Here is a 4,349-nt window from a genome sequence, read left to right on the forward strand (position 1 = left end):
CTGACCCCCGGCCCCGACCATCCGATCACGATCGAGCCTGCCAAGCGGCGCTGGCGCGCCTTCTTCGCCGGCCACGTGATCGCCGACACCGACGACGCCCTGATCCTGCAAGAGTCCAACCTCGCACCGGTCGTCTACTTCCCGCGCGGCCACGTGAACCTGGAGTACTTCACGCGCACCGATCACGTGACCCACTGCCCCTATAAGGGCGATGCGGCGCACTACAGCCTCTACATGGACGGCCACCTCGTCGAGAAGGCCGCCTGGACCTACGAGGATCCGTACGACGCGGTCGGCGAGATCAACAGCCGCATCGCCTTCTACCCCGAGATCGAGGTCTATGAGGTCGACGACGCGAGGGTGAACCCGGACCACCGCCATCAAGGCGAGGACCGCAGCTACATGCCGCGCGAGGACGTGGATCAGATCGTCCAGCACACCGATTCCGGTGGCGGCGCGAGCCAGCGGGAGCATTGGGAACCCAACACCGAAGGACCGGGTCCCGAGGGCGGCCTGCGCTAGTCTTCCCGCGGGCCGGTCCACTCGGGCCGGCCTTGCCCCTTCACGGTCATGCTTACGCCGTCCGCTTGGCGATAGGGCGCCTCGACTTGGCTGGGGTCGAAGTCTTCCAGACATCCGACGTTGACCCCGTAGGAGTCCGGCGCCGAGCGCTTCCGGTGAAACGGGTAGATCCCGCAGGTGCGGCAGAAGTAATGCCGCGCGACCCCGGTGTTCCACTGATAAAGGGCCAGGTTGTCCTCACCCGCCTCGATGACCAACCCGCTCTCGTGCACCTTGGCCATTAGCGCGCCGCGCCGCCGGCAGAGCGAGCAGTCACAGCGGGTCAGCTCTTCGATGTCGCCTTCGACCCGGAAACGAACGGCGCCGCAGTGGCAGGAGCCTGACCAAATGCCCATGGCCGCCTTTCAGCCCGGATCGCCGCGCTCCGAAAGAGCCAGATCGAAGACGCTGGCCTAGTAGGCGAAATCCTCGAAGACCCGAGTGGCGTCGCCATTCCAGCGGGTCTCGTACAGCTCGAGCAGGCGTTCGGCCGGGGTCACGCCGGTCTCGGCGATGTGCTCCAGCTCGGACAGGTAGCCGCTCTCGTCGATGAGGCCTCCCGAGAGACGGTTGCGGCGTTTCAGGCCCTCGCGGGCGATGGCCAGCATGTCCTTGGCGATATCCTGCACCGAGCGGCCGCCGACCTGCGCCTTCAGGCCCAGCCGGGCCACGTCGGCGCGCAGACGCTCGTGGTCCTCGATGTCCCAGTCCTTGCAGAGGTCCCAGGCCGCGGCGAGCGAGGCGCCGTCGTAGAGGATGCCCATCCACAGCGCCGGCAGGGCGCAGAGGCGGCTCCACGGGCCGGAGTCGGCGCCGCGCATCTCGAGGTACTGCTTCAGCCGCACCTCGGGGAAGATGGTCGTGGTGTGGTCGGCCCAGTCCTTCAGCGTCGGACGCTCGCCAGGCAGTTCGGCGAGCTTGCCGGCCATGAAGTCGCGGAAGGAGCGGCCGGCCACGTCGATGTAGCGGCCGTCGCGCTTGACGAAATACATCGGCACGTCGAGCGCGTAGTTGGCGTAGGCCTCGAAGCCGAAGCCGTCCCGGAACACGAAATCCAGCATGCCGGTACGGTCAGGATCGGTGTCGGTCCAGACGTTCGCGCGGGCGGAGAGAAGGCCGGTCGGCTTGCCTTCCTTGAACGGCGAATTGGCGAACAACGCCGTCGCGATCGGCTGCAACGCCAGGGAGGTGCGGAACTTCGCGACCATGTCGGCTTCCGAGCCGAAGTCGAGGTTCGCCTGCACCGTGCAGGTGCGGAACATCATGTCGAGGCCCATGGACCCGACCTTGGGCATGTAGGCCCGCATGATCTTGTAGCGGCCCTTGGGCATCACCGGGACCTGTTCCCGGGTCCACAGCGGCGTGAAGCCGAGGCCAAGGAAGCCCAGCCCCAGCTCGTCGGCGACGACCTTCACCTCCTGAAGGTGCGCGCCGGTCTCTTCGCAGATGTCGTGGATGGTCTCGAGCGGGGCGCCCGACAGTTCGAACTGGCCGCCGGGCTCCAGGCTGACGCTGGCCATGCCGCGCTCCAGCGCGATCACGTTCTCGCCCTCGAATACAGGCGTCCAGCCGAACCGGGTCAGGCCGTCCAGCAGGGCCTTGATGCCGCCGGGTTCGTAAGGGACCGGATCATGGCTGCCGAGCTTGAAGACGAACTTCTCGTGCTCGGCGCCCACGCGCCACTCGCTCGCGGGCTTCGCGCCCTTCTCGAACCAGCGGACCAGGTCCTCGAACACGAGCGGGCGATCGTCGCAGGCGACATCAGCCATACAGTTTACCTCCCCAGCCCAACCTGGAACGCCCCGGGCTAGGTCCCGTGCGGCCCTGATCTTTACGCCGTCAAGGTAGGTGGGGGCAAATCCGTGAAGCTCAAGTGCGCCAGTCGCCCGCCGCCGCCTGCCAGAGCGTCAGCGCGCTGATCGCGGCCGTATCGGCGCGCAGGATGCGAGGCCCCAGCGTGGCTGCGGTGGCGTAGGGCAGGCCGCGCAGCATCTCGCGTTCCCGGGGCGAAAACCCGCCCTCAGGGCCGATCAGGATGGCCCAGGGACCGATCGCGCCCTTAAGGGCTTCCAGGGCCGGCTTCGCGCCGCCCGCCTCGTCGCAGAAGAGTAGGCGGCGGCCCCGCTCCCACTCGGCGACCAGCTTCTCCAGCTTCACGGGCTCCAGCACCTGCGGCACGTCCAGGCGTCCGGTCTGTTCGGACGCCTCCGTCGCGATGGCCTGGAGCCGGTCGACCCGGGTGTGGTCGGCGTTGGTGCGCTCGGTCAGGACGGGCCGGACACGGCGCGCGCCCAGCTCGGCGGCTTTCTCGACGATCGTCTCCAGCGCCGCCCGCTTCACCAGTGCGACGATCAGGTCGAGGTCCGGGCCCGGCTCCTGTGGCCGCGCCGGATCGATCACCTGCAGGGCCACAGCTCGCTTCCCGACCTGAGCGACCAGCGCCCGCCACTCGCCCTGGCGGCCGTTGAAGACGCGCAGTTCGTCGCCAGGCTTCGCGCGCATGACAGCGGCCAGGTAGCGGCTATGCCCCTCGTCCAGGGAAAGCTCGGCGCCGGCGGCCAGGTCTTGAGGCACGAACAGACGGATCATCCGGTGCGTTCTAGCCTCCCCCGTTAATCTCCGCATAGGCTGAGCCGCATGGGCAAGAAGGACGACTACGACCGCGAGTTCGAGGCGCTGCAGGTCGCCCTGGTGCGATTCCAGCAGCAGGCCATGGAGGCCGGCGAGAAGGACCTGGTGATCTTCGAAGGCCGCGACGCCGCCGGCAAGGACGGGGCGATCAAACGCATCGTCGAGCACCTGTCGATCCGGCAGACCCGCGTCGTCGCCCTGCCCAAGCCTACCGAGCGCGAGCGGACCCAGTGGTACTTCCAGCGCTATGTTCCGCACCTGCCCGCGGCCGGCGAGCTCGTGATCCTGAACCGCTCCTGGTACAACCGCGGCGGCGTCGAGCGGGTGATGGGCTTCTCCACCCCGGCCGAGCAGGAGACGTTCCTGACTGATGCGCCGACCTTCGAGCGGATGCTGACCGACGGCGGGGTGCAGGTCGTGAAGCTGTGGCTCGACATCTCGCGCGAGGAGCAGGCGAGGCGGCTGGAGAAGCGCCGCTCCGACCCGCTGAAGGCCCTGAAGGTCAGCCCGCTGGATGCCGTCGCCCAGGACAAGTGGGACGCCTATTCCGCCGCCCGCGACGAGATGCTGGCCCGCACCCACTCCGAGCATGCGCCCTGGACGATCGTCAGGACCGACGACAAGAAGGCGGCTCGGCTGAACATCCTGCGCTTTCTGCTGAGGGCGCTGGCGCCGGAGGCGATCGTCCGGGACGTAGCGGCGCCGGATCCCGGCGTGGTGTTCCCGTTCTCGAAAGGCGCCCCCCTGTTCCGTTGACCTTCGTTCTTTGTTCGTTCTAGCCTGGCTGCATGAAGGACTCCCTCACCGCCGGCGAGGCCCGCCGCATCGCGCTGGCCGCTCAAGGCTTCGGCGGCTCGCGCGAGGGCGATGTCGGCCGCCGCCAGCTGGCGAAGCTGGTGGACCGCCTAGGCGTCGTGCAGATCGACTCGGTCAACGTGGTCTCGCGCACCCACTACCTGCCGGCGTTCTCGCGTCTGGGCGCCTACCCGCGCGAGCTGCTCGAGGAGATGGCCTGGGGCAGGAAGAAGGTCTTCTTCGAGTATTGGGCCCACGAGGCCAGCCTGCTCCCGGTCGAGAACCAGCCGCTGTTCCGCTGGCGGATGGAGGACGCGCAGCAAGGCGTCGGCACCTGGACGGGCATCGCCCGCTTCCTGCGC

At 68.3% G+C, this 4,349-nt stretch carries 6 protein-coding genes; 3 read left to right on the forward strand and 3 right to left on the reverse strand.

The window, feature by feature from the left end; all coding sequences use genetic code 11:
* The coding region (locus tag RIF93_RS19005; RefSeq protein WP_309093019.1) for a DUF427 domain-containing protein at positions 1-522 on the forward strand (522 nt) is incomplete at its 5' end.
* On the opposite strand, the gene RIF93_RS19010 is transcribed toward RIF93_RS19005, so the two are convergent.
* The 3 genes from RIF93_RS19010 to RIF93_RS19020 form a co-directional block, all read right to left on the reverse strand.
* Positions 519-917: a GFA family protein gene (locus RIF93_RS19010; protein ID WP_309093020.1), complete on the reverse strand. Its 399-nt coding sequence runs from the start codon at positions 915-917 to the stop codon at positions 519-521. The genes RIF93_RS19005 and RIF93_RS19010 overlap by 4 nt on opposite strands.
* A gap of 57 nt (positions 918-974) precedes the next feature.
* Positions 975-2,330 (reverse strand): glutamate--cysteine ligase, encoded by a 1,356-nt coding sequence (locus tag RIF93_RS19015; RefSeq protein WP_309093021.1) that lies wholly within the window; start codon positions 2,328-2,330, stop codon positions 975-977.
* A gap of 100 nt (positions 2,331-2,430) precedes the next feature.
* The gene (locus RIF93_RS19020) at positions 2,431-3,150 is read right to left on the reverse strand and encodes a 16S rRNA (uracil(1498)-N(3))-methyltransferase (protein WP_309093022.1); all 720 of its coding nucleotides are present in this window, start codon (positions 3,148-3,150) and stop codon (positions 2,431-2,433) included.
* Between the two features lie 48 nt (positions 3,151-3,198).
* On the opposite strand from RIF93_RS19020, the gene ppk2 reads away from it, so the two are divergent.
* Complete coding sequence (gene ppk2, locus RIF93_RS19025) at positions 3,199-3,948, forward strand: polyphosphate kinase 2 (protein WP_309093023.1); 750 nt, start codon at positions 3,199-3,201, stop codon at positions 3,946-3,948.
* A 32-nt stretch (positions 3,949-3,980) separates the two neighbouring features.
* Positions 3,981-4,349, forward strand: a 369-nt coding sequence (locus RIF93_RS19030) for a DNA glycosylase AlkZ-like family protein (protein ID WP_309093024.1), incomplete at its 3' end; no start/stop codon positions are given.

Source organism: Phenylobacterium sp. (assembly GCF_031181185.1).
Taxonomy (GTDB): domain Bacteria; phylum Pseudomonadota; class Alphaproteobacteria; order Caulobacterales; family Caulobacteraceae; genus Phenylobacterium.

Coding starts and splice junctions, on each gene's coding strand:
- RIF93_RS19010 (WP_309093020.1), bottom strand. CDS start 917: ATGGGCATTTGGTCAGGCTCCTGCCACTGCGGCGCCGTTCGTTTCCGG.
- RIF93_RS19015 (WP_309093021.1), bottom strand. CDS start 2,330: ATGGCTGATGTCGCCTGCGACGATCGCCCGCTCGTGTTCGAGGACCTG.
- RIF93_RS19020 (WP_309093022.1), bottom strand. CDS start 3,150: ATGATCCGTCTGTTCGTGCCTCAAGACCTGGCCGCCGGCGCCGAGCTT.
- ppk2 (WP_309093023.1), top strand. CDS start 3,199: ATGGGCAAGAAGGACGACTACGACCGCGAGTTCGAGGCGCTGCAGGTC.